Genomic DNA, 21,972 nt, shown 5'->3' on the forward strand with positions numbered 1-21,972 from the left:
CGGATCAGCCCCGTCCCGCGCGGCCCGCCCCGAGCATCGGGGCGAGGAAGTGCCCGGTCCAGGAGCCCTCGACCGTCGCGACCTGCTCGGGGGTGCCGGTCGCGACGATCCGGCCGCCGCCCGATCCGCCCTCGGGACCGAGGTCGATGATGTGGTCGGCGCTCTTGATGACGTCGAGGTTGTGCTCGATGACGATGACGGTGTTGCCCTTGTCCACGAGCCCGTTCAGCACCTCGAGCAGCTTGCGGACGTCCTCGAAGTGGAGGCCCGTCGTGGGCTCGTCGAGCACGTAGATCGAGCGGCCGTTGGAGCGCTTGTGGAGCTCCGAGGACAGCTTCACGCGCTGCGCCTCGCCGCCGGAGAGGGTCGTCGCGCTCTGGCCGAGGCGCACGTAGCCGAGGCCCACGTCCACGAGGGTCTGCATCTGGCGGCGGATCGCGGGCACCGCGTCGAAGAACTCGAGCGCCTCGGCGATCGACATCTCGAGCACCTCGGCGACGTTCTTGCCCTTGAAGTGCACCTCGAGGGTCTCGCGGTTGTAGCGCTTGCCGTGGCAGACCTCGCACTGGACGTAGACGTCCGGCAGGAAGTTCATCTCGATCTTCAGCGTGCCGTCGCCCGAGCAGGCCTCGCAGCGGCCGCCCTTGACGTTGAAGGAGAAGCGCCCGGCGGTGTAGCCGCGCACCTTCGCCTCGGCGGTCTGCGCGAAGAGGGTGCGCACCCGGTCCCAGACGCCCGTGTAGGTCGCGGGGTTCGAGCGGGGCGTGCGGCCGATCGGCGACTGGTCCACGTGCACGACCTTGTCGAGGTGCTCGAGGCCCGTGACGCGCTTGTGCTTGCCGGGCACCACGCGGGCGCGGTTGAGCTCCTTGGCGAGCACCGAGTAGAGGATGTCGTTGACGAGGGAGGACTTCCCCGAGCCGGAGACGCCCGTGACGGCCGTGAGCACACCGAGCGGGAAGGAGACGTCCTCGCCGCGCAGGTTGTTCGCCGCGGGCGCGACGACCTTGAGCATGCGCCCCTTGTCCACCCGGCGGCGGCTCTCCGGGAGCGGGATCTCGAGATCCCCGGAGAGGTAGCGCCCGGTGAGGCTGCGCGCATTGCTGCGCAGGTCCTCGACGGTGCCGGAGTGGACGACCTCGCCGCCGTGCTCGCCCGCGAGCGGGCCGATGTCGACGACCCAGTCGGCGGCGTTGAGGGTGTCCTCGTCGTGCTCGACGACGATGAGGGTGTTGCCGAGGTCGCGCAGCCGCGTGAGGGTGCCGATGAGGCGCTCGTTGTCGCGCTGGTGCAGGCCGATCGAGGGCTCGTCGAGCACGTAGAGCACGCCCACGAGGCCGGAGCCGATCTGCGTGGCGAGGCGGATGCGCTGGGCCTCGCCGCCGGAGAGGGTGCCGGCCGCGCGGGAGAGCGAGAGGTAGTCCAGGCCCACGTCGAGCAGGAAGCCGAGCCGCGAGCGGACCTCGCGGAGGACCTCGTCGGCGATGGCGGCCTCGCGCACGCCCAGCTCGAGGCCGGTCGCGTAGTCGAGGGCCTCGCGGATCGAGAGGTCGCAGACCTCGGCGATCGAGCGGCCGCCCACGGTCACGGCGAGCACCTCGGGGCGCAGGCGGGTGCCGTGGCAGGCGGGGCAGGGCACCTCGCGCATGAACTGCTCGTAGCGGTCCTTGGCCCAGTCCGACTCGGTGTCGGAGTGGCGGCGCTCGAGGAAGTGCATGACGCCCTCGAAGCCGGTGGAGTAGGTGCGCTCGCGGCCGAAGCGGTTGCGGTAGCGCACGTGGACCTCGAAGTCCTTGCCGTGCAGGAGCGCCTCGCGGGCCCGCTCGGGGAGCGCGCGCCACGGCGTGTCCAGGGAGAAGGAGAGCTCCTGGCCGAGCGCCGCCATCATCTCCTGGTGGTGGTCGCTGCTGCCCATCGCCCAGGGGGCGATCGCGCCCTCGGCGAGGGTGAGGTCCTCGTCGGGGATGACGAGCTCGGGGTCCACCTCGAGGCGGGAGCCCAGGCCCGTGCACTCGGGGCAGGCGCCGTAGGGGGCGTTGAAGGAGAAGGTGCGGGGCTCGATGTCGTCGATCTCGATCGGGTGCCCGTTGGGGCACGCGCGCTTCTCGGAGAACTTGCGGGTGCGCTGGGGATCGTCCTCGTCGCGGTCGACGAAGTCGGCGAGCAGCAGCCCCTCCGCGAGGCGCAGCGCGGTCTCCACCGAGTCGGTGAGCCGGCGGCGGGCGTCGGGCTTCGCCGCGAGGCGGTCCACGATCACCTCGATCGTGTGCTTGTACTTCTTGTCGAGGCTGAGGTCCTCGTCGAGACGGCGCACCTCGCCGTCGATCCGGGCGCGGGCATAGCCCTGCGAGCGGAGCGAGCTGAGGAGATCCGCGTGCTCGCCCTTGCGGCCCTGGACGACGGGGGCCATGAGCTGGAACCGGGTGCCGGGCTCGAGGTCGAGCAGGATGTCGACGATCTGCTCGGCGGAGGTCGAGGAGACCCGCTCCCCGCACTTCGGGCAGTGCTGCACGCCGGTGCGGGAGAACAGCAGGCGCAGGTAGTCGTAGATCTCGGTGATCGTGCCGACGGTCGAGCGGGGGTTCCGGTTCGTGGACTTCTGGTCGATCGACACCGCCGGGGAGAGGCCCTCGATGAGGTCCACGCTCGGCTTGTCCATCTGGCCCAGGAACTGGCGCGCGTAGGCGGAGAGCGACTCCACGTAGCGGCGCTGGCCCTCGGCGAAGATGGTGTCGAAGGCCAGGGAGCTCTTGCCGGAGCCGGACAGGCCGGAGAACACCACGAGCTTGTCGCGGGGGATCTCGATGTCGATGTTCTTGAGGTTGTGCTCGCGTGCACCGCGGACGACGAGGGAATCAGTCACCCGCACATCCTACGAGCGCACCCCCACGTTCGAACAACTGTTCGTCGAGAGGATCACCCGTGTCGTCGTGCGCGAGACTGGTCCCATGAGCACCCGCAGCGAGAACAGCGACCCCGCGACCCCACTCCCCCACGGCGCCGATGCGGTCCACCCGCTGGGCCCGCTCATCCTGCGCACCGCCTCGGTGGGCCCGATGGACAACAACGCCTACCTGCTCACCTGCACGGCGACCGGGGAGCAGCTCCTGATCGACGCCGCCGCCGAGCCGGACCGGCTGCGGGCGCTGCTCGCCGAGGGCGCCGGCGAGGCCGGCGGCGGCGCGGCGGGCGACGCCTGGGCCCGGCTCGACCAGGTGGTCACCACCCATCGTCATCACGACCACATCGGCGCGCTCGCGGAGGTCGTCGCCGCGACCGGTGCCCGCACGGCCGCCGGGGCGGAGGACGCCGTCGCGATCCGGGAGCAGACGGGCACGGCGATCGACGCGTCCCTCGCGCACGGCGACCGCGTGCGGGTCGGGGAGGCGGAGCTCGAGGTGATCGCGCTGCGCGGGCACACCCCCGGCTCGATCGCGCTGCTCTGGCGCGGCGGCGAGCACGGCGACCACCTGTTCACGGGCGATTCCCTGTTCCCGGGCGGCGTCGGCAACACCGATCACGACCCGGTGCGCTTCGGACAGCTCATCGACGACGTCGAGGAGCGGGTCTTCGCCGTGCTCCCCGACGCCACGCGGGTGCACCCCGGGCACGGGGACGGCACCACGCTGGGCGACGAGCGTCCTGCGCTGGCGCAGTGGCGCGAGCGCGGCTGGTGAGCCGATGCCGCCGCGCGGCGCTCAGGCGTCGCCGGCCGCTCCCGGCCCCTCGGCTCCATCGGCGTCGTCGCGGTCCTCGACCCGCTCCTCGAGCAGGGTCAGCCCCGTGACGAGGACGCCGGAGGCGGCGCCGATGATCAGTCGCGGCGCCGGGGCACCGTGACGCCGCAGCGTCTCCTCCACCCAGCGGTCCGCGCGGATGCCCGCCGCGCTCGCCGCGCCCACGAACCCGCCGAACGCGATCGGCATGAGCACCACCATCGCCAGCGGCGGGCGGGTCCACGCCTCGACCTCCTCGGCGGGATCCGGCGCGGGCACGCCCTCGACCTCGGGCCGACGGGCATCGGCGTCGCCGTCGGCCACGGCATCGACGTCGACCGGACGGGGCTCGGCGGGTCCCCGCAGCAGCGCGCGCGCCATCACCCCGGCCGTCAGCACGGCCGGTCCCCAGACCATCGCCGCGCGGAGGGGGCGCGGCGCGCGGTGGAGGGGAAGGGTGCCGAGGGAGGCCGAGGCCACGGCCTGGATCGCGAGGTCGCAGGGTCGGGAGCGGCGGGTCCGGGTCATGAGGGGTCCTTCCGAGGCAGGGGCCCGGACGGTCGGGGCGCGGACCGGGCCGGTCCCCACGACGCTAGGCGCCGCCCCTCCCCTGCGACCCCCGACCATGGTCGGCGCCCGGGCGACCCAGGTCGCCGAGGCGTCGTCGGGCCCGAGGTCACCGCCGGTCGGAGCTCAGGAGGAGCGCTGGATCGCCTTGAGCTCCTTCTTCATCCCCTGCACCTCGTCGCGGAGCTTCGCCGCGACCTCGAACTGCAGGGACTCCGCCGCCTGGTGCATCTGCGCGGTCAGCTCGTCGATCATCGCGGTCAGCGCGCCGACGGGGTCGTCGCCGAGGTCGACCGTCCGGGCCGTGACCGCGTCGACGGCCTGGGAGCGGGCCCGGTCCCGCTGCACACGCTCCTTGCCGGAGCGGTAGTCGGTCGCGAGGAGGGTGTCGGTGTCGATGTCCTCGCGGGCGAGCATGTCTGTGACGTCGGCGATCCGCTTGCGCAGCGGCGTCGGGTCGATCCCGTGCTCCTCGTTGTAGGCGATCTGCTTCGCCCGGCGGCGGTTGGTCTCGTCGATCGCCTCCTCCATGGAGTCGGTGATCCTGTCCGCGTACATGTGCACCTGGCCGGAGACGTTGCGGGCCGCACGGCCGATCGTCTGGATGAGCGAGGTGCGCGAGCGGAGGAAGCCCTCCTTGTCCGCGTCGAGGATCGCGACGAGTGAGACCTCCGGCAGGTCCAGGCCCTCGCGCAGCAGGTTGATGCCCACGAGCACGTCGAACTCGCCCGTGCGCAGCGAGCGCAGCAGCTCGACGCGGCGCAGGGTGTCGACGTCGGAGTGCAGGTACTGGACCTTCACGCCGTTCTCGAGCAGGTAGTCGGTGAGGTCCTCCGCCATCCGCTTGGTGAGGGTCGTGACGAGCACGCGCTCGTCCTTCTCGACCCGCTCGTGGATCTGCTCGAGGAGGTCGTCGATCTGCCCCTTGACGGGCTTGACGATCACCTCGGGGTCCACGAGGCCCGTGGGGCGGATGATCTGCTCGACGACGCCGTCGGACCGGTCCAGCTCGTACTGCGCCGGGGTCGCCGAGAGGTAGACCGTCTGCCCGGTGCGCTCGGTGAACTCCCCGAAGGTGAGCGGCCGGTTGTCGAGCGCGGAGGGCAGGCGGAAGCCGAAGTCCACGAGGGTGCGCTTGCGGGAGCGGTCCCCCTCGTACATCGCGCCGATCTGCGGGACCGTCACGTGCGACTCGTCGATGACGAGCAGGAAGTCCTCCGGGAAGTAGTCCATGAGCGTGTTCGGCGGGGTGCCGGGGCCGCGGCCGTCGAGATGACGCGAGTAGTTCTCCACGCCGTTGGTGGAGCCCGTCTGCCGCAGCATCTCGAGGTCGTGGCTCGTGCGCATCCGCAGCCGCTGGGCCTCGAGCAGCTTGTTCTGCCCCTCGAGCTCCTCGAGCCGCTCCTCGAGCTCGGTCTCGATCGTGCCGATCGCGCGGGAGAGCCGCTCGGGACCGGCGACGTAGTGGGAGGCGGGGAAGATGTGGATGTGGTCCTCCTCGCGGATGACCTCCCCCGTCATCGGGTGCAGCGTGTAGAGCGCGTCGATCTCGTCCCCGAAGAACTCGATGCGGATCGCGAGCTCCTCGTACATCGGGATGATCTCGACGGTGTCGCCGCGCACCCGGAAGGTGCCGCGCTCGAAGGCGACATCGTTGCGGTCGTACTGCATGTCCACGAAGCGGCGCAGCAGCTCGTCGCGGTCCACCTGGTCGCCGCGGCTCAGCTGCACCATCCGGTCCACGTACTCCTGCGGCGTGCCCAGGCCGTAGATGCAGGAGACGGAGGAGACCACGACGACGTCTCGGCGGGTGAGCAGCGAGTTGGTCGCGCTGTGCCGGAGCCGCTCGACCTCCGCGTTCACCGAGGAGTCCTTCTCGATGTAGGTGTCCGACTGCGGGACGTACGCCTCGGGCTGGTAGTAGTCGTAGTAGGAGACGAAGTACTCGACCGCGTTGTTGGGCAGCAGGTCGCGGAACTCGCTCGCGAGCTGCGCGGCGAGAGTCTTGTTGTGCGCCATCACCAGGGTGGGCCGCTGGAGCTTCTCGATCAGCCAGGCGGTCGTCGCGGACTTGCCGGTGCCGGTCGCGCCGAGCAGCACGACGTCCTGCTCGCCGCTCTCGATGCGGCGCGCGAGCTCGTCGATCGCGGCAGGCTGGTCGCCGGAGGGCGTGTACTCGGAGACGACCTCGAAGGGATGCTCGGAACGGACGAGATCGGTGACAGGACGCATGGGTCGAGCCTACGTCGCAGGGCCGACCGACGACACGCCGAGCTCCGCGAGCACCGCCTCGAGGGCGTGCAGCGCCCGCCCTCGCAGCACCTGCTCGTCCCCCGTGTTCAGCACCAGGCGGTCCGCGCGGCGAATCCGCTCGAGGTCGCTCACCTGGGCCGCCATGACCGACTCCGCGTAGCCCCGCTCCCGCCCCCGGTCGCGGACCACCCGGTCGATGCGGTCCTCGCGCCGCGCGAGCACGGCGACCACGGCGGCATAGCGGTCCCCCGCGTCGTGACGCTTCTCGAGCAGCAGCGGGCTGTCGTGCACGACGACGCCCTCCCCCGCCTCCCGCGCCTGCACCTCCTCCGCGGCGACGGCCTCGTCGACGCGGCCCAGCACGATCGCCTCGAGGTCCGCACGGGCGCCGGGGTCGGCGAAGACGAGGCGGGCGAGCGCCGCGCGGTCCACGGTCCCGGAGTCCTGCCGGTACTCCTCGCCGAAGCGGGCGATCGCCTCCTCGACCCCGGCGCCGGGCACGTCGAGCACCGCCCGGGAGTGCGCGTCGAGGTCGACCACGCGCAGGCCCCGCTCCCGCCAGATCGCGGCGACGGTGGACTTCCCGGCGCCGATGCCGCCCGTGAGCCCGAGACGGACGGGGGACCCCTCGCGGGTGGCGGTGCGCTCCATGGCCCCGATGCTACGGGGCGCGTCCCCCGCCGTCCCACCGGCGGAGTGGTGCCCGGCACCTCTCACCGACGACCACGGGCGCGCCCGCCCCCGGGCGACTACCGTCGGGCCCGTGGATCCTCTGCAGCTCCTGGTCTCCAACGACCTCCTGCGCGCCCTGGACCTGCTCGGCGTGTTCATCATGGGCGTCGCGGCGGGCGCCCTCGCGGCGCGCCTGAACTTCGACGCCGTGGGCTTCGCGATCATCGGGATCGTCGCGGCGCTCGGCGGCGGGATCGTGCGCGACCTCGTGCTGGACTACGGCACGCCCGCGGCGTTCTCCGGCGCCGGCTACCTCACGTGCGCGCTCGCGGGCTCCGCGGTCACCTTCCTGCTCTCCCCCGAGGGCGCCTGGTGGCGACACCTCGTGACGGTGCTGGACATCATGGCGATGGCGCTGTGGGCCGCGACCGGCACCGCGAAGGCCATCGGCTACGGGCTGGACCCGCTGCCGGCGATCCTGCTCGGCGTGACGAGCGCGGTGGGCGGCGGGGTGATCCGGGACGTGCTCGTGGGGCGGATCCCGGCGATCTTCGGCGGCGGCCCGCTCTACGCGACGGGCGCCCTGATCACCGCCGTGGGCACGTGGGGCGTCGTGGCTCTGCACGTGCCGGCCGCGTGGGTGCTCGTCGCGGTCGCCGCAGGTGCCCTGCTCGCCGGGCTCGCCGCCTGGCGGCGCTGGACGCTCCCCGCGCACGGCGGCTGGCAGGTGACGATGTCCGCGGCGCAGATGAAGGCGTTCGTGCGGCGGGTGCGTCGCAGCGAGCGGTCCCGCGTCGCCGCGGAGACCGGCACGGTCCCCGTGGTCGGCGTCGGCCACGACGACCTCGCGGACGACGTCACGATCGCCGACGACGACGCCGCCGCGTACGAGGACCGGGTGCTCGGCCAGGACGTCGCCCTCGACGGCATCAACCCGTTCCGGGACCCCGCCGATCCCGAGCGGCGCTGATCCCCCTGTCAGGATCCGGGGATCAGGGACGCAGCAGGGCGAGGAGGCGCGAGACGTCCTCGGCATCCAGCTGACCGGGGGCGGAGGCCTCGCCCGCGCTCGCGAAGGTCGCCGCGCTGCCGAAGGTCTCCGCGGCGACCCGGCTCACCGCGCCGAGCGACCCCATGGAGATCGCGAGGTGCGGCCCCGCGGCGTCGGCTGCGACCGTGAGGCTCGCCCCGAGCAGCGCGAGCACGTCCCGCGCATCGCGCGGGGTCACGGCGACCTTGGGGAGGTCCGCTCCGAGCGCCCGCTGACCGCGCAGGATCTCCACGATCCGCGCCTCCCCCGGGGTGCCGGTGAAGTCGTGGAAGGAGCCGACGACGGCCACCCCGCGCGCACGGGCCTCCTCGACCACGGCGCGCACGGCGCCCGCGTCCCGCGCGGTCTCCACGTCGACGAGGTCCACGAGCGGCGCGCCGTCCGGGGAGGAGGCCCGGATCGCACCGATCAGGAGGGCGGCGAGATCGTCATCGGTGATCTCCCGGTCCCCGCCCTCGGCGCTCGTGCGCAGCGTGAGCAGGAGCGCGCGCTCCGGGCCGAGCGCCTCCCGCACCCCGGGCAGCGCCGCGAGCACGGCCGCCCGGTGCTCGGCGGTGCCGGCCCCGCGGGCGAAGCGGTCGGTGCGCCATTCGACGATCCGCGCCGGCGCCCGCCGGGCGGCCGCGAGGTGCGTGAGCAGCGCGGCCTCGTCGTCCCCGGCGACGGGCACGATGATCTCGGGCCTTCCGGCGCCGAGCTCCGTGCCGCGCACGGTGAGGGTCGGGGCGGCCATGACGGTCAGTCCGCGGTGACGGCCGCGTAGGCGGCGAGCAGGAGGGCCGGGTCCGGCCCCTCGAGGCGGCTGACGGTCCCGATGCGGTCCAGGACCACGAAGCGCAGCACGCCCGCGCGGGTCTTCTTGTCCCGCTTCATGGCGTCCTCGAGCTTCGGCCACTGGCGGTCGCGGTAGGTCGTCGGCAGGCCGAGGGAGGTGAGCACCGAGCGGTGGCGGTCCACGTCCGCCTCGGAGAGCTTGCCCGCGAGGTGCGAGAGCTCCGCGGCGAACATCATCCCGACCGCGACGGCGGCGCCGTGGCGCCACTGGTAGCGCTCGTTGCGCTCGATCGCATGGCCGAGGGTGTGGCCGTAGTTGAGGATCTCGCGGTTCCCCTGCTCGGTGAGGTCCTCGGAGACCACGCGGGCCTTGATCCGGATCTTGCGCTCGACGACCTCCCGGAAGGCGTCGGAGGTGACGTCGAGGACGGCCCGGGGGTCCTCCTCGATGATCTCGAGGATCCGCTCGTCGGCGATGAAGCCCCCCTTGACCACCTCGGCGAGCCCCGCCGCGACATCGTTCCCGCCGAGGCCCGCGAGCACGTCGAGGTCCTCGACGACGGCGATCGGCGGGTGGAAGGCGCCCACGAGGTTCTTGCCCTCGGAGGTGTTGATCCCGGTCTTCCCGCCGACGGCGGCGTCGACCATCGCGGCGACCGTGGTGGGCACCTGGAGCACCGCGATGCCACGCAGCCAGGACGCGGCGACGAAGCCCGCGAGGTCCGTCGCGGCGCCGCCTCCGAGGCCGATCACGAGATCCTGGCGGCCGATCTCCGCCTGCCCGCACACGCCCCACAGGAACCCGGCGACCTGGGCGGTCTTCGCCTCCTCGCCGTCGGGGATCTCCGCGGCGAAGGCCTCCCGGCCGGAGCCGACGAGGCTCTCGCGGATCTGCTCGGCGACCTCCCGCAGCGGCGGCTGGTGCACGATCAGCACGCGACGCGTCGCCTCGGGCACGAGCGCCGGGATCTCGGCGAGGAGACCGCGGCCCACGAGCACGTCGTAGCCGCCGGTCGGTGTGGTCACGGGGATCGTGGTGGTGCTCATGCGTTCTCCTCCTCGGCGCCGGGGGCCGACAGCCCCAGCGTGCTGATGATGGTGCGGGCCACGTGCCCGGGGCTCCCGCGGCCGGCGTCGACCCGGTGCGCGGCGAGGTCGCGGTAGACGGGACCCCGCTCCTCCATGAGGCGCCGCCAGCGCTCGAGCGGGTCGTCCCCCGCGAGCATCGGCCGGCCCGCGCCGCGGCCCAGACGACGCGCCGCGGCCTGCTCGTCGATCTCGAGCAGCACCACGGGCCGGCCGCGGAGCCGCTCCCCGGACTCCGGGCGGAGCGGGGCACCGCCGCCCAGGGCGAGCACCCCGGGCTGCTCCTCGAGGGCGCGGGCGAGGACCTCCGCCTCGAGCGCGCGGAACCCCTTCTCGCCGCGGTCCTCGAAGATCGCCGGGATGCCGCGGCCGGCGGCGGCGACGATGAGCTCGTCGAGGTCGGCGAAGGGCACGCCGAGGCGCGCGGCGAGGGACCGCCCCACGCTCGTCTTCCCTGCCGCCATCGGCCCCATGAGGATGACGAGCGGCCCGGTCCCGGGCCCGTCGTTCACGAGGCCGGGTCCGGGCGCCGTGCGCTCAGGTGCTCCTGCAGCTCCGCGGTGCCCGCGAGGTGCGCGCGGATCTCCTCGATACTGTCGCCGCCGGCCTTCTCGAGGAGGGCGTCGGCGAGGGTCAGCGCGACGACGGCCTCCGCGATCACGGCGGCGGGAGCGACGGCGCACACGTCCGAGCGCTGATGGTTCGCGGTGGCCTCGCCGCCCGTGGCGACGTCGACGGTCCGCAGCGCGCGCGGGACGGTCGAGATCGGCTTGAGGGCGCCGCGCACGCGGATCACCTGGCCGTTGCTCATGCCGCCCTCGAGACCGCCGGCGCGGTTCGTGACGCGGCCGAAGCCGTCCTCCTGCGGGACGAGGATCTCGTCGTGGGCGGCGGAGCCGCGGCGGGCGGCGGTCGCGAAGCCGTCGCCGATCTCCACGCCCTTCATCGCCTGGATCGACATGACGGCCTGGGCGAGCCGACCGTCGAGCTTGCGGTCCCACTGCGTGTGCGAGCCGAGGCCGACGGGAACGCCGTAGGCGAGCACTTCGACGATGCCGCCCAGGGTGTCGCCGTCCTCCTTCGCGGCGTCGACCTCCGCGACCATCGCCGCGGAGGTCTCCGCGTGGAAGCAGCGCAGCGGATCCTCGTCCAGGCGTGCGGCGTCCTCGGGCGCGGGCAGCGGGGCGTCCTCGGGGACGCGCACGGCGCCCACGGAGAGCGTGTGGGAGACGAGGCGGATGCCCGCGGCCTGCTCGAGGAGGGCGGCGGCGACCCGGCCGGCGACCACGCGCGCGGCGGTCTCGCGGGCGCTCGCCCGCTCGAGCACCGGACGGGCGTCCTCGAAGCCGTACTTGAGCATGCCGGAGAGGTCGGCGTGGCCGGGACGGGGGCGGGTGAGCGGCCGGTTCCGGGCGATCTCCCGCTCGTCGCCGGTGCCGGCGTCCACCACGAGATCCTCGCGCGGCACCGGGTCCGCGCTCATGACCTTCTCCCACTTGGGCCACTCGGAGTTCGCGATCTCGATCGCGAGCGGGGAGCCGATCGTGAGCCCGTGGCGGAGACCGCCGTGGATCGTGAGCACGTCCTGCTCGAACTTCTGACGGCTCCCGCGGCCGTGGCCGAGGCGACGACGTGCGAGCGCCGCCCGCAGGTCGTCGCCGGTCAGCTCGATCCCGGCGGGGACGCCGTCGAGCAGGGAGATGAGGGAGGGGCCGTGGGATTCCCCGGCCGTGAGCCAGCGCAGCATGGCCCCGATTCTCTCACGTCGCCGCAGGCCCCGGCCTCCTCGTCCAGAGCGCCCCGGGCGGCCCGTCGGCCGGGTCCCGGAGCGCCGGGAGCGCCTGTCTCCCCGGCTCCGGGCCCGGACCGGGTCAGTCCTCGCCCAGCTCCTCGGAGATCCCGGGGGTGAGCTGCTCGACGAGCGGGACGACATCGGCGATGCCGTCCAGCACCACGGTGGGCCGGTAGGGGTACTGCTCGATCTGGTCGGCGCGCGTCGAGCCCGTCATCACGAGGATCGAGCGCATGCCCGCCTCGAGGCCGGACTTCACGTCGGTGTCCATCCGGTCGCCGATCATCACGGAGGTCTCCGAGTGCGCCCCGATCCGGTTCAGCGCGGTGCGCATCATGAGCGGGTTCGGCTTGCCCACGTAGTACGGGGAGATCCCGGTCGCGGCGGTGATCATCGCGGCGACGGATCCCGTGGCCGGCAGCGGCCCCTCGGCGCTCGGCCCGGTGACGTCGGGGTTCGTGGCGATGAACTTCGCGCCCTGCCCCACGAGGCGGATCGCCCGGGTGATCGCCTCGAAGGAGTAGGTGCGGGTCTCGCCGAGCACCACGAAGTCCACGTCGGTGTCGGAGAGGATGAAGCCCTCCTGGTGCATGGCGCTCGTGAGCCCGGCCTCGCCGATCACGTAGGCGCTCGCCCCGGGCTCCTGCTCCGCGAGGAAGCGGGCGGTCGCCAGCGCGCTCGTCCAGATCGACTCCTCGGGCAGCTCGATGCCCGCGCGGGAGAGCCGGGCCGCGAGATCGCGCGGGGTGAAGATCGAGTTGTTCGTCAGCACGAGGAAGGGCCGACCGCAGCGCTGGAGCTCGGCGATGAACTCTGCCGCGCCGGGGAGGGCGGACTGCTCGTGGACGAGCACGCCGTCCATGTCGGTGAGCCAGCTGTGGATCGGGGACTCGTCGAAACCGGTGTTCATGCCCCTAGTGTGCACGCCCGCGAGCACTCGCGGCGACCTGCCCCTCCCCCGGGACGCGGAACGGCCCGACCCCCTTCCGGGGATCGGGCCGTTCCTCAGGCGTGCCCGCCGGAGCGGGCGCTGATCAGGGGATCAGTTGCCGGTGAGCTTCGCGCGGAGCGCCGCCAGCGCCTCGTCGGAGGCGAGGGTGCCCTCGTCCGACGACGCCGACTGGTAGGACGCCTGCGCCGGGGCCGCAGGGGCCGAGGAGGACGAGGAGGTCGAGGCGCTCGCCGCCGGGGCGTTCGCGGACTCCTCGTCAGCCTTGATCGCCTCGGCGACCTGGGCCTTGTGCGCGGTCCAGCGCTCGTAGGCGGCCGCGTACTGGGCCTCCCACTCCTCGCGCTGGGCGTCGTAGCCCTCGAGCCACTCGTTGGTCTCCGGGTCGAAGCCGTCGGGGTACTTGTACTCCCCGTTGGCGTCGTACTCGGCGGCCATGCCGTAGAGCGCGGGATCGAAGGTCGAGTCGTCACCCTCCGGGTCCACGCCCTCGTTGGCCTGCTTGAGGGACAGCGAGATCCGGCGACGCTCGAGGTCGATGTCGATGACCTTGACGAAGACGTCCTGGTCCACGGTGACGACCTGCTCGGGCAGATCCACGTGACGCTGGGCCAGCTCGGAGATGTGCACGAGGCCCTCGATGCCGTCCTCGACGCGGACGAACGCGCCGAAGGGGACCAGCTTGGTGACCTTGCCGGGCACGACCTCGCCGATGGCGTGGGTGCGGGCGAAGAGCTGCCAGGGGTCCTCCTGGGTCGCCTTCAGCGACAGGGAGACGCGCTCGCGGTCCATGTCGACGTCCAGGACCTCGACCTTGACCTTCTGACCGACCTCGACGACCTCGGACGGGTGGTCGATGTGCTTCCAGGACAGCTCGGAGACGTGCACGAGGCCGTCCACGCCGCCCAGGTCGACGAACGCGCCGAAGTTGACGATCGAGGACACGGCGCCCTCGCGGACCTGGCCCTTCTGGAGGGTCTGCAGGAAGTCGGAGCGGACCGCGGACTGGGTCTCCTCCAGGTAGGCGCGGCGCGACAGGACCACGTTGTTGCGGTTCTTGTCGAGCTCGATGATCTTCGCCTCGATCTCCTGGCCGACGTACGGCTGGAGGTCGCGGACGCGACGCATCTCGACGAGGGAGGCGGGGAGGAAGCCGCGCAGGCCGATGTCGACGATGAGGCCGCCCTTGACGACCTCGATGACGCGACCGGTGACGACGCCCTCGTCTTCCTTGATCTGCTCGATCGTGCCCCAGGCGCGCTCGTACTGGGCGCGCTTCTTGGACAGGATCAGACGGCCTTCCTTGTCCTCCTTCTGGAGGACGAGGGCCTCGATCTCGTCGCCGACGCCGACGACCTCGCCGGGGTCGACGTCGTGCTTGATGGACAGCTCGCGCGAGGGGATGACGCCCTCGGTCTTGTAGCCGATGTCCAGGAGGACCTCGTCGTGATCGACCTTCACCACGGTGCCCTCGACGATGTCGCCATCGTTGAAGTACTTGATGGTGGCATCGATGGCGGCCATGAGCTCGTCGGCGCCGCCGATGTCGTTGATGGCGATCTGGGGGGTCGTGGTCTCGGTCATGTAGTCAGGAACTCCGTCGGGACAGGAATGAGTAGGTACGGTGGACGTGCAGTGCCCGTTCGGGACCACCCTGATCCGTGCTCGGGCTGAGCCGTGCTCGGGGGCGATCCGTGGGGGCGGATCGATGCGCGAAGGCGCACAGACCCCCGTCACCTTACCAGCCGCGCCCGCTCCGTGCGAGGACGCAGCCCTCCCCTGCGCGGATGCGGACTGTGACCTCCTGCACGCGGTCCGGTCCGCCGCCGGGATCAGTGGGCGGCGGCGAGCCAGTCCTCGCCCACGCCGATGCCCACCTCCAGCGGCACCGAGAGCGTGTACGCGGAGCCCATCCCCTCGGCGACGAGCTCGCGCAGCCGCTGCTCCTCGCCCTCGGCGACGTCGAGCACGAGCTCGTCGTGCACCTGGAGCAGCACCCGTGAGGCGAGGCCGTGCTCGCGCAGCAGCGCGTCCACCCGCAGCATGGCGAGCTTGATGATGTCCGCCGCGCTGCCCTGGATCGGCGAGTTCAGCGCGACGCGCTCGGCGTTCTCGCGGCGCTGGCGGTTGTCGCTCGTGAGGTCCGGGAGGTAGCGGCGGCGACCGAGGATCGTCTCGGTGTAGCCCGTCGCACGGGCCTTCTCGACGCTCTCGCGGAGGTAGTCGCGCACCCCGCCGAAGCGCTCGAAGTAGCCGTCGCGCAGCGCCGTCGCCTCCCCCTGGGAGATGCGCAGCTGCCGGGCGAGGCCGAAGGCGGAGAGCCCGTAGGCGAGGCCGTAGCTCACGGCCTTGGTCTTCGAGCGCATGGCGCCGTCGACCTCCTCCGGCTCCACGGAGAACACGCGCGAGGCGACGAAGCGGTGGAGGTCCTCCCCCGAGTTGAAGGCCTCGATGAGCCCCTCGTCCTCGGAGAGGTGGGCCATGATCCGCATCTCGATCTGCGAGTAGTCCGCCGTCATGAGCGCGACGTAGCCGTCGGAGCGGCGGAAGGCCGAGCGGATCCGGCGCCCCTCCTCGGTGCGGGCCGGGATGTTCTGGAGGTTCGGGTTGTTCGAGGAGAGCCGGCCGGTCGCCGCGATGTTCTGGTGGAAGGTCGTGTGGATGCGCGAGTCCGCGGCGATGAACCGCCGCAGGGTGTCGATGATCTGCCGCATCTTCGTCACGTCGCGGTGCGCGAGCAGGTCCACCAGGAAGGGGTGCTGCGTCTTGTCGAGGAGGTCCGCGAGGGTCTCCGCGTTCGTGCTGTAGCCCGTCTTCGTGCGGCGACCCTTGGGCAGGCCCAGGCGCTCGTAGAGCACCTCCTGGAGCTGCTTGGGCGAGCCGAGGTTGATGCGATCGCCGTCGAGGTGGGAGAAGGCCGACTCGGCGACCTCCGCCTGCCGGGTCTCGTGCTCGGCGTCGAGCTCCGCGAGCACCGTGTCCTCGACCGCGATCCCGGCGGCCTCCATGACCCGGATCACCTGGGACAGCGGCAGCTCGAGGTCGTCGTGCAGGGAGGTCGCCCCGCGCTCCTCGAGCTCGGCCCGCAGCAACTCCGCGAGCCGTCGGACGGCGTCCGCGGTGCGGCCGAGCTGCTCGGCATCACGGGCGGCGGCGTCCTCGTCGCCGGCCCCGAGGTCGAGCTCCTGCTGCGCCGCCGCGGTCGTCACCTGGAGGTCCTCCTGGAGGTGGCGCAGCGCGAGCGCGGCGACGTCCACGGGGCGCTGGTCGGGACGGCACAGGAACTCGGCGATCGCGAGGTCCGTCGCCCAGCCGGCGACCTCGAGCCCGCGCCCTGCCAGCTGATGGGTCGCGAGCTTCGTGTCGTGAGCGGACTTCGGGATGCCGGCGTCCGCGAGCCAGGCGGCGAGGGCCCGCTCGGCGGTGTCGTCCAGCCCGGCGAGGTCGATCACGGCGATCGACTCCTCGGTGGCGAGCGCCAGCTGGTGGGCGTCGCCCTCCCCGAGCTCCCAGCGTCCCTCCACGACGAGCGCGGCGCCGCCGGCGAGCTCGCCCTCGAGCAGGGCGGGCAGATCCTCGGAGCCGGGGCGGGAGATCGGCGGCAGCTCGCGCGCGGCCTCGGCGGCCGCGTCCTCCGCGGTGCTCGCGTCGAGCAGCACCGCCGGGAGGTCCTTGCGGATGGTCGGGCCGAAGGCGAGGTCGTCGAAGACGGCGCTCGCGGCCGCGGCGTCGCCGCGGCCCAGCAGGCAGCCCTCGAGCGGGGGGAGGTCGAGATCGGTGACGGCGGCGTTCATCCGGCGGTTGCGCTCGACGTCCTCGACGTGGTCGCGCAGGGACTGGCCCGCCTTGCCCTTGATCTCCTCGGCATGGGCGAGGATGCCCGGGAGGTCGCCGTACTGCACGATCCACTTCGCCGCGGTCTTGGGGCCCACGCCCGGCACCCCGGGGAGGTTGTCCGCCTGCTCGCCGACGAGGGCGGCGAGGTCCGGGTAGCGCTCCGGCGGGATGCCGTACTTCTCCTCGACCGCGGCCGGGGTCATGCGCTTCATCTCGGTGACGCCCTTGACGGGCTGGAGCAGGGTGACCCGCTCCCCCACGAGCTGGATCGCGTCGCGGTCGCTCGAGACGATCGAGACCTCGATGCCCTCCGCGGCGTTGCGCGTGGCGAGGGTCGCGATGATGTCGTCCGCCTCGTAGTCCGGCACGGTGTGCCAGGCGACGCCGAGCGCGTCGAGCACCTGCTGGATGAGTCCGATCTGCCCCTTGAACTCCTGCGGGGTCTCGTCGCGGCCGGCCTTGTACTGGTCGTAGATCCGGTCGCGGAAGGTGCCGCCGGGCAGGTCGAAGGCCACGACCACGTGGGTGGGCCGCTCCGACTGGACGACGTTGAAGATCATGCGCGTGAACCCGTAGACGGCGTTCGTCGCCTGCCCGCGGCCGTCGCTGAAGCCGTCCGCCGGCAGCGCGAAGAAGGCGCGGAAGGCCATCGCGTGGCCGTCGATGAGGAGGATGCGCCGCTCCCCGGGGTCGGTGGTCCCGGGGGCGTCGGTGATGTCGCTCGCGCTCATGGCGAGCATCCTCCCACGCCCGGGCGACATCCGCCCGTCCCCCGGAACCGCAACCGTCGCGGGCCCGGGCCTCGCAGGCCGGGCCGTTGTGGCACGCTCGGGGCATGGACGAACAGCTTCCCCGCCCGGCCGCCGCGGACTCCCCCGGCACCCCGCTCGCCGCGATGCCCGAGGGCCTGCGCACCCAGCTCGAGGAGTCCACGCGCGGCACGCTCGTGGAGCTCCTGGGCATGCGCCTGGTCTCGCTCGGCGCCGACGGCGGCGTCATGACGATGCCGGTCGCGGGGAACACCCAGCCCGCCGGCCTGCTCCACGGCGGGGCCACGATCGCGCTCGCGGAGTCGGTCGCGTCCTTCGCGGCGATCCTGCGGGCACGTGAGGTGCACGGCGAGGGGGCGCAGGCCGTGGGGACCTCCGTCTCCGCGCTGCACCACCGCTCGGGGAGGGCCGGCGAGGTGCGCGCCGTGTGCACCGTGCGCCATTCCGGCCGGCAGACGGCCAGCTACCTCGTGGACGTGCACGACGAGGCCGGTGCGCTCCTGAGCACCGTCACGGTGCAGACCATGCTCCTGCCGCCGCGCTGAGGCGGCCGGGACCCGCTCGACCCGGTCCGCGCTCAGGCGGGGACCTCGAAGCCCGTCGCGGAGGGCGCCTCGAGCGCCCCGGTCCCGGTGAAGGAGTACGTGCGCAGCTGCCCCGTGCGGGCGTCGCGATCGGCCCCGAGCTCGATCGCGCCCGACCGTCCCTGGTAGGAGACGGTCGTCGTGCCGCCCGCGATCAGCGCGTCGCGCAGCGCCGAGCGGCACGTCCCGTAGTCCTCGCACTCCTCGGCGCCCGTGAGCACCACCGGCACCTGCGCGGCGATCGCCGTGCCCACCACGGACAGCGCCTGGTAGGCCGCGAGGCAGAGGATCACGACCGCGTCGTAGGCCTGCTGGGAGTAGGCGTAGCTGCTCCTCTGGAGGGTCGAGTCCGCGTTGAGCATCATGTTCACGTGAACGTCGGTGAGATCGCCGCCGGGCTCGTAGCCCGTGGCGCGGGTCATCGCCTCGGCGACCAGCCCCGCCTCGGACTGGTCCACGGTGCCGCCCGGGGAGAGGCGCACGGGCAGCTGGAGGTCCGAGCGGCCGTTCTCGTCCGTCGTGGCCTCCTGGAGAGCGGAGAGCAGCGCCCCGGACTCCGGGCCGCCGTGGACCACGAGCAGGGCGGGCTTCTTCTCGATGATCTGTTCCACGAGCTTCCCCACGTCGCCGAGCTCGCCCGGCTCGTGGAAGGACTCCAGGACGATCGAGCCGGACATCGGGTCCAGGATCAGCTTCATCTCGTCGCGGAGGCTGTGGCCCTGGGCGGTGTCCTCGGAGACGATCGCGACGGTCCCGGGGCGGCCCCCGCGGTCGCTCGACCCGGACCACGCCTCCTCGGCGTAGAGCGCGGCGATCGCCCGCGTGCTCGGTGCGAGGCGGAACAGCAGGCCCGCGTCCTGCACCGCGTCCTCCCGCACGCTCATCCCCGCCGTCGCGACGTCGACGACCACCATCCCCGCCTCCGCGAACAGGGGCATCGCGGCGACGAGCGCGTCCTCGTCCAGCGAGCTGACGACGGCGGTGACGCCCTGCTCCTGCCAGTCCGCGACCACCCCGGCGAGGTCCTCGCCCGCCGCCTCCTGGACGTGGCGCTCCGGACCGGTGACCTCCTGGCCGAAGAGCCCGTCCCAGCGGGCGTCGACGTCCGTGAGCGCCTCCTGCACCGCGAGGGAGATCGGACGCTCCCACTGCGCGGTGCGGCCGTGGGAGGCGCCGATCGAGGCGATCACGAGCGGGGTCTCCGGCTCGCCGAGGGCGACGCCGGTGGGCGGCGGGGTCGTCGCCTTCCGCCGGCCCCTCCCGCGGGAGGGCAGCTGGTCGCAGGCGGAGAGCGCCCCGACCCCGAGCGCCCCGATCCCGAGCCCGCGCATGAGGCGGCGACGTGAGATGGCCATGGTCCCCCTGCTCCCCCGCTCCTCGTGGTGCGCCGCTCCCCCGCGGCGCGACGGGAGGGCCGTCCCGCCCTGAGGGCGGGGACGGCCCTCGCATCACTCCTTGGACTGACCGCCGAGCTGGTCGACGACCGCGTCGGCGACCTCGCGCATCGTGAGACGACGGTCCATGGACGTCTTCTGGATCCAGCGGAAGGCCTCGGGCTCCGAGAGGCCCATGTTGGTCTGCAGCAGGCCCTTCGCGCGGTCCACGCGCTTGCGGGTCTCGAACCGCTCGCCGAGGTCCGCGATCTCGGACTCGAGCTGCACGATCTGCTGGTAGCGGGAGATCGCGATCTCCACCGCCGGGAGCAGGTCCGCCGGGGTGAAGGGCTTGACCACGTAGGCCATGGCGCCGGCGTCACGGGCCCGCTCGACGAGCTCGGTCTGGGAGAAGGCCGTCAGCATGACGACCGGCGCGAGGTTCTCCTCGCCGATCCTCGCCGCGGCGGTGACGCCGTCGGTCTGCGGCATCTTCACGTCCATGACGACGACGTCGGGGCGCAGCTCGCGGGTCTTCTCCACGGCGCTCTCGCCGTCGCCCACGGCGGCCAGCACCTCGAAGCCCGCCTCGGTCAGGGTCTCGACGATGTCCATGCGGATGAGGCTCTCGTCCTCCGCGACCACCGCCGTGCGGCGGGCGGCCGCGTCCTCGGTGCCGGTCTGCTCCGGGGCGTCGTCGGGAAGCGTGGTGGTGTCGTCGTTCATGTCACCCTGTGTCTCGGGAAAGGGTCCCGCACCTGCCGCGGGAGCGATGCTCCGCGCTGCACGTCGGCAGCGCGCGGCCGCGCTCGGCGGTGCACGGGACGGATGGTCATCGGCGCTATCCTAGTCCAGCCCCGTTTCCGGGGTGGACGAGCCGGATTGGCGGAATGGTAGACGCGGCGCACTCAAAATGCGCTGTCCGTGAGGGCGTGCGGGTTCGAGTCCCGCATCCGGTACCGCGGCGAGGGCCGCCTGCCCCCGCCGAGGACCCGACGACGACGCCCCCGGAGGGCCCTCGCGGGCCCTCCGGGGGCGTCGTCGGTGTCAGTTGTCCAGACCGGAGGCGATGCGGTCCGCCTCGATGCGGGCGGACTCGGTGCCGTCGAGGTCACCGATGCGGTGCACGCGCAGCGTGTTCGTCGAGCCGTGGACCCCGGGGGGCGAGCCGGCGGCGACGATGACGAGATCGTTCTTCTGCAGGCCCTTCTGCTCGCGCAGCAGCTCGTCCACGACGGAGACCATCGCGTCGGTGTCCTTCTGCATCGGGACGAGGTGCGTCTCGGTGCCCCAGGACAGCTCGAGCTGACGCGCGACCTCGGGGTACGGGGTCAGCGCGATGAGGGGGATCGTCGGGCGCAGACGCGCGAGACGACGGGCCGTGTCGCCGGACTCCGTGAAGGTCACCAGGTACTGCGCGGAGAGCTGGTCGCCGATCTCCGCCGCCGCGCGGGTGATGGCGCCGCCGCGGGTGTGCGGGATGGTGCCGAGCGGGAGGATGCGGTCCGCACCGTTCTCCTCGGTGTTCGTGATGATGCGGGCCATGGTCCGCACCGCCTCGAAGGGGTACTTGCCGACGCTGGTCTCGCCGGAGAGCATGACGGCGTCCGCGCCGTCGAGGATGGCGTTGGCGCAGTCGGAGGCCTCGGCGCGGGTGGGGCGCGGGCTCTCGATCATCGACTCGAGCACCTGGGTCGCGACGATGACCGGCTTCGCGTTGCGGCGGGCCAGCTCGATCGCGCGCTTCTGCACGAGCGGGACCTGCTCGAAGGGGAGCTCGACGCCGAGGTCGCCGCGGGCGACCATGATGCCGTCGAAGGCGCCCACGATCGAGCGCAGCGCGCGCACGGCCTGCGGCTTCTCGATCTTCGCGATGACCGGGACGCGGCGCCCCTCCTCCTGCATGATCCGCAGCACGTCGTCCATGTCGTGCGCATCGCGCACGAAGGACAGCGCGATGAGGTCCGCACCGAGGTTCAGGCCCCAGCGGAGGTCGTCGATGTCCTTCTCGCTCATGGCGGGGACGGACACGGCGACGCCGGGGAGGTTGATGCCCTTGTTGTTGGACACGGGCCCGGGGACCTCGACGACGGTGGTGACGTCGGTGTCGGAGACGTCGGTGACGCGCACCGAGACCTTGCCGTCGTCGATCAGGAGCACGTCGCCGGGGCGGCAGTCGCCCGGGAGGCCCTTGAAGGTGGTCGAGACGCGGTCCTTGGTGCCGACGATGTCGTCGACCGTGATCGTGAAGGTGTCACCCACCTCGAGGAAGTGCGGGCCGTCCTCGAACTTCCCCAGACGGATCTTGGGGCCCTGCAGATCGACGAGGATCGCCACGTTCTGGCCGAGGTCCTCGGCCGCGCGCCGGATGTTCGCGTACACCTGCTCGTGGTCCGCGTGAGAGCCGTGGCTGAGGTTCATCCGGGCGACGTTCATCCCGGACTCGATCAGGGTACGGATCTGCTCATACGTGTTCGTCGCCGGACCGAGTGTGCAGACGATCTTCGCTTTTCGCATGTCAACCCATCTGTTGTTCCTGTAGGGGCCG

At 72.6% G+C, this 21,972-nt stretch carries 17 protein-coding genes and 1 tRNA gene; 4 read left to right on the forward strand and 14 right to left on the reverse strand.

Annotated elements, in window-relative coordinates:
- Nucleotides 1-4: 4 nt before the first annotated feature.
- Entirely contained in the window at nucleotides 5-2,863 is a 2,859-nt protein-coding gene (gene uvrA / locus NLU66_RS12430; protein WP_259359980.1) for an excinuclease ABC subunit UvrA, read from the reverse strand.
- An 85-nt stretch (nucleotides 2,864-2,948) separates the two neighbouring features.
- Between uvrA and NLU66_RS12435 the strand changes: the two genes are divergently transcribed.
- On the forward strand, nucleotides 2,949-3,677 hold the full coding sequence (locus NLU66_RS12435; protein WP_259359981.1) for an MBL fold metallo-hydrolase: 729 nt from the start codon (nucleotides 2,949-2,951) through the stop codon (nucleotides 3,675-3,677).
- A 21-nt stretch (nucleotides 3,678-3,698) separates the two neighbouring features.
- Here the strand turns inward: NLU66_RS12435 and NLU66_RS12440 are convergent, their stop codons facing one another.
- From NLU66_RS12440 to coaE, 3 genes are all read right to left on the reverse strand, one after another.
- Complete coding sequence (locus NLU66_RS12440) at nucleotides 3,699-4,244, reverse strand: hypothetical protein (RefSeq protein ID WP_259359982.1); 546 nt, start codon at nucleotides 4,242-4,244, stop codon at nucleotides 3,699-3,701.
- A gap of 165 nt (nucleotides 4,245-4,409) precedes the next feature.
- The gene (gene uvrB, locus NLU66_RS12445) at nucleotides 4,410-6,515 is read right to left on the reverse strand and encodes an excinuclease ABC subunit UvrB (RefSeq protein WP_259359983.1); all 2,106 of its coding nucleotides are present in this window, start codon (nucleotides 6,513-6,515) and stop codon (nucleotides 4,410-4,412) included.
- A gap of 9 nt (nucleotides 6,516-6,524) precedes the next feature.
- The gene (gene coaE, locus NLU66_RS12450; protein ID WP_259359984.1) at nucleotides 6,525-7,187 is read right to left on the reverse strand and encodes a dephospho-CoA kinase; all 663 of its coding nucleotides are present in this window, start codon (nucleotides 7,185-7,187) and stop codon (nucleotides 6,525-6,527) included.
- 112 nt (nucleotides 7,188-7,299) lie between these two features.
- Between coaE and NLU66_RS12455 the strand changes: the two genes are divergently transcribed.
- The gene (locus NLU66_RS12455; protein ID WP_259359985.1) at nucleotides 7,300-8,178 is read left to right on the forward strand and encodes a trimeric intracellular cation channel family protein; all 879 of its coding nucleotides are present in this window, start codon (nucleotides 7,300-7,302) and stop codon (nucleotides 8,176-8,178) included.
- A 22-nt stretch (nucleotides 8,179-8,200) separates the two neighbouring features.
- Here NLU66_RS12455 and aroD read toward each other — a convergent pair whose 3' ends face one another.
- From aroD to polA, 7 genes are all read right to left on the reverse strand, one after another.
- Complete coding sequence (gene aroD / locus NLU66_RS12460) at nucleotides 8,201-8,992, reverse strand: type I 3-dehydroquinate dehydratase (RefSeq protein ID WP_259359986.1); 792 nt, start codon at nucleotides 8,990-8,992, stop codon at nucleotides 8,201-8,203.
- Between the two features lie 5 nt (nucleotides 8,993-8,997).
- Complete coding sequence (gene aroB, locus NLU66_RS12465; protein ID WP_259359987.1) at nucleotides 8,998-10,080, reverse strand: 3-dehydroquinate synthase; 1,083 nt, start codon at nucleotides 10,078-10,080, stop codon at nucleotides 8,998-9,000.
- Nucleotides 10,077-10,631, reverse strand: coding sequence for a shikimate kinase (locus NLU66_RS12470; protein ID WP_259359988.1), 555 nt, complete (start codon nucleotides 10,629-10,631; stop codon nucleotides 10,077-10,079). The genes aroB and NLU66_RS12470 overlap by 4 nt, the downstream gene beginning before the upstream one ends.
- On the reverse strand, nucleotides 10,628-11,866 hold the full coding sequence (gene aroC, locus NLU66_RS12475; protein WP_259359989.1) for a chorismate synthase: 1,239 nt from the start codon (nucleotides 11,864-11,866) through the stop codon (nucleotides 10,628-10,630). Before aroC ends, NLU66_RS12470 begins: the two co-directional genes overlap by 4 nt.
- 124 nt (nucleotides 11,867-11,990) lie before the next feature.
- A complete protein-coding gene (locus NLU66_RS12480) occupies nucleotides 11,991-12,821 on the reverse strand; it encodes an HAD-IIA family hydrolase (RefSeq protein ID WP_259359990.1) in 831 nt (276 codons plus the stop codon).
- 132 nt (nucleotides 12,822-12,953) lie between these two features.
- Nucleotides 12,954-14,444: a 30S ribosomal protein S1 gene (gene rpsA / locus NLU66_RS12485; protein WP_259359991.1), complete on the reverse strand. Its 1,491-nt coding sequence runs from the start codon at nucleotides 14,442-14,444 to the stop codon at nucleotides 12,954-12,956.
- Between the two features lie 248 nt (nucleotides 14,445-14,692).
- The gene (gene polA / locus NLU66_RS12490; protein WP_259359992.1) at nucleotides 14,693-17,428 is read right to left on the reverse strand and encodes a DNA polymerase I; all 2,736 of its coding nucleotides are present in this window, start codon (nucleotides 17,426-17,428) and stop codon (nucleotides 14,693-14,695) included.
- Nucleotides 17,429-17,532: 104 nt separating this feature from the next.
- Between polA and NLU66_RS12495 the strand changes: the two genes are divergently transcribed.
- Nucleotides 17,533-18,012, forward strand: a complete 480-nt coding sequence (locus NLU66_RS12495; RefSeq protein ID WP_259359993.1) for a PaaI family thioesterase — start codon at nucleotides 17,533-17,535, stop codon at nucleotides 18,010-18,012.
- Between the two features lie 32 nt (nucleotides 18,013-18,044).
- Here the strand turns inward: NLU66_RS12495 and NLU66_RS12500 are convergent, their stop codons facing one another.
- A complete protein-coding gene (locus tag NLU66_RS12500) occupies nucleotides 18,045-19,406 on the reverse strand; it encodes an ABC transporter substrate-binding protein (protein WP_259359994.1) in 1,362 nt (453 codons plus the stop codon).
- Between the two features lie 93 nt (nucleotides 19,407-19,499).
- Entirely contained in the window at nucleotides 19,500-20,150 is a 651-nt protein-coding gene (locus NLU66_RS12505) for an ANTAR domain-containing response regulator (RefSeq protein WP_259359995.1), read from the reverse strand.
- A 150-nt stretch (nucleotides 20,151-20,300) separates the two neighbouring features.
- On the opposite strand from NLU66_RS12505, the gene NLU66_RS12510 reads away from it, so the two are divergent.
- Nucleotides 20,301-20,383, forward strand: a tRNA-Leu gene (locus NLU66_RS12510).
- A gap of 88 nt (nucleotides 20,384-20,471) precedes the next feature.
- Here NLU66_RS12510 and pyk read toward each other — a convergent pair.
- Nucleotides 20,472-21,941, reverse strand: coding sequence for a pyruvate kinase (pyk, locus tag NLU66_RS12515; RefSeq protein WP_259359996.1), 1,470 nt, complete (start codon nucleotides 21,939-21,941; stop codon nucleotides 20,472-20,474).
- Nucleotides 21,942-21,972 lie beyond the last annotated feature (31 nt).

This window comes from Brachybacterium sp. NBEC-018 (genome assembly GCF_024860185.1).
GTDB lineage: Bacteria > Actinomycetota > Actinomycetes > Actinomycetales > Dermabacteraceae > Brachybacterium > Brachybacterium rhamnosum.

Coding starts and splice junctions, on each gene's coding strand:
- NLU66_RS12495 (WP_259359993.1), top strand. CDS start 17,533: ATGGACGAACAGCTTCCCCGCCCGGCCGCCGCGGACTCCCCCGGCACC.
- NLU66_RS12500 (WP_259359994.1), bottom strand. CDS start 19,406: ATGGCCATCTCACGTCGCCGCCTCATGCGCGGGCTCGGGATCGGGGCG.
- aroC (WP_259359989.1), bottom strand. CDS start 11,866: ATGCTGCGCTGGCTCACGGCCGGGGAATCCCACGGCCCCTCCCTCATC.
- aroB (WP_259359987.1), bottom strand. CDS start 10,080: ATGAGCACCACCACGATCCCCGTGACCACACCGACCGGCGGCTACGAC.
- NLU66_RS12505 (WP_259359995.1), bottom strand. CDS start 20,150: ATGAACGACGACACCACCACGCTTCCCGACGACGCCCCGGAGCAGACC.
- aroD (WP_259359986.1), bottom strand. CDS start 8,992: ATGGCCGCCCCGACCCTCACCGTGCGCGGCACGGAGCTCGGCGCCGGA.
- polA (WP_259359992.1), bottom strand. CDS start 17,428: ATGAGCGCGAGCGACATCACCGACGCCCCCGGGACCACCGACCCCGGG.
- NLU66_RS12480 (WP_259359990.1), bottom strand. CDS start 12,821: ATGAACACCGGTTTCGACGAGTCCCCGATCCACAGCTGGCTCACCGAC.
- uvrB (WP_259359983.1), bottom strand. CDS start 6,515: ATGCGTCCTGTCACCGATCTCGTCCGTTCCGAGCATCCCTTCGAGGTC.
- rpsA (WP_259359991.1), bottom strand. CDS start 14,444: ATGACCGAGACCACGACCCCCCAGATCGCCATCAACGACATCGGCGGC.
- pyk (WP_259359996.1), bottom strand. CDS start 21,941: ATGCGAAAAGCGAAGATCGTCTGCACACTCGGTCCGGCGACGAACACG.
- NLU66_RS12440 (WP_259359982.1), bottom strand. CDS start 4,244: ATGACCCGGACCCGCCGCTCCCGACCCTGCGACCTCGCGATCCAGGCC.
- coaE (WP_259359984.1), bottom strand. CDS start 7,187: ATGGAGCGCACCGCCACCCGCGAGGGGTCCCCCGTCCGTCTCGGGCTC.
- NLU66_RS12435 (WP_259359981.1), top strand. CDS start 2,949: ATGAGCACCCGCAGCGAGAACAGCGACCCCGCGACCCCACTCCCCCAC.